This window comes from Veillonella sp. HPA0037 (genome assembly GCF_000411535.1).
Lineage (GTDB): Bacteria > Bacillota > Negativicutes > Veillonellales > Veillonellaceae > Veillonella > Veillonella atypica.
Map to the genome: position 1 here is coordinate 867958 of NZ_KE150483.1, position 1562 is coordinate 869519.

A 1562-nucleotide genomic window follows, 5' to 3' on the forward strand; every position below is an offset into this window, starting at 1 on the left:
GTGTTAGACAAACCAGTGATATCGTTTGTAGTACCACCAGTTACTGTTACTGTACCAGTCTTAATTGTGCCGGCTGCACCATCTAACTTAACAGCATTAGCGCCACCAGTAGTAAATGTGTTGTTTACGCCATCCACAACGGAAGAGCCAAAAGTTGCCTTGCCTGCTGTACCATCAATCGTTACCGCATTAGCACTAGAGCCCAACGTTACTTTATCGTTGAGTTTTACATCATAAATAGTATGACCATCTGCCGCTGTAGTAGATGTTAATGTTACATTACCTGTCGTTGCATTAGCTGCTTCACCGGCATTTGCAGTCACTGTAGTTGTTGCTTTTTTCACATCTGCAATGTTAGCTGCATTTGTATTATCTGTAGCATCATTATTCACATGACCACTGGCAACATTTTTAATTACATTATTGCCATTATCTAAACCGGCATCCGTTAACGATACAGGAGTCTTACCAGTTGTATTGATACGTACACCATCTGCTGCGTAATTAGTATTTCCGTTAGCAGTAGTTACAGTTGTCCCATCAGCTGTAGTGGCTGTAGATTTAGCACCATCGACTACGGTATTACCCGCTGCAGTAGATGTATTCACTTTTGTTCCATCTGTTTGAACAATGCTATCGCCTTTGATAACAGTTGTTTTACCGCCTGTTGCTTCAAAGGTTGCAGAATTCATCTTCACAAGATCTTTATTCAAGGAGTATGTGAAGTCTCGTTCATTTTGGTTCACTGTGAGGTTTTCACCAGCGATCAATTGAACTTTATCGTCTTTACCTACCTTGGCATCTTTCTTAGTACCTGTTTGTACACCAGATGTAGTAGCATCTTTATCTGCAGTGATTTGCCATGTTTGTTCGCCTACAGCTTTTAATTGTTCTTCTGTAGCCGCACGGCCTTTCGTTGCAAAGTCTGCTGCGGTTACGGTGGTATTAGACAAACCAGTAATATCGTTTGTAGTACCACCAATTACCGTTACTGTCCCAGTCTTAACTGTGCCATCTGCACCATTAATCACAACAGCATTAGCACCACCTGTAGTAATCTTGCTTGCTACACCGTCGATACCTACTGTACCAATTTGTGCTTTACCAGCAGTAACTGTACTTGTATTTGTACCATCTGTAATTGTGTTAGATGTAGCATTGGATGTATTTACATTACCATTACCATCATCAATAACATTACTATCTACAGTGGACTTGTTAGACTTAGCACCATCTTTAATGACTTGACCATCTGCTGTAGTTTCTGTGGACTTAGTACCATCTGCAACGGTACTACCACCTGCTGTAGATGTATTCACTTTTGTGCCATCAGTTTGAACGATGCTATCGCCTTTAATAACAGTAGTTCTACCACCTGTGGCTTCAAAGGTTGCAGAATTCATCTTCACAAGATCTTTATTCAAGGAGTATGTGAAGTCTCGTTCGTTTTGGTTTACTGTAAGGTTTTCACCAGCAATCAATTGAACTTTATCGTCTTTACCTACTTTAGCATTTTTCTTAGTACCTGTTTGAGCACCAGATGTAGTAGCATCTTTATCTGC

General features: G+C 40.5%; 1 pseudogene. It reads right to left on the minus strand.

The features are described from left to right. Window positions 1–1562 (minus strand): annotated as a pseudogene (locus HMPREF1477_RS09735) (hypothetical protein); the annotation flags it as partial.